The organism is Streptomyces sp. BE303 (genome assembly GCF_036290945.1).
Taxonomy (GTDB): Bacteria; Actinomycetota; Actinomycetes; order Streptomycetales; family Streptomycetaceae; genus Kitasatospora.
Map to the genome: position 1 here is coordinate 1 of NZ_JAQYWZ010000549.1, position 226 is coordinate 226.

A 226-nucleotide genomic window follows, 5' to 3' on the forward strand; every position below is an offset into this window, starting at 1 on the left:
GGACCGGGTCGGTCAAGGGACGGACCCCCGACTCCGGCTGGATCGACTTCCCCGACACCGGCATCGACGTCTACCACGGCCCCCACAAGGACCTCGGCGTCGTCACCGCCGACCGCGCCGACGTCAACGGCGTCAACACCAAGTGGGTCGGCGACCGCGCCGCCGGCAACGGCTGGATCGACTTCCCCCAAACCGGAACCACCGTCCACAAGAACGGCACCGAGAA

Annotated in this window: 1 protein-coding gene; it reads left to right on the forward strand. The window is 69.0% G+C overall.

Features of this window, described 5'->3' with window-relative positions:
* A partial coding sequence (locus PUR56_RS12430) for a hypothetical protein (protein ID WP_329948931.1) occupies positions 1-226 on the forward strand: 226 nt, incomplete at both ends.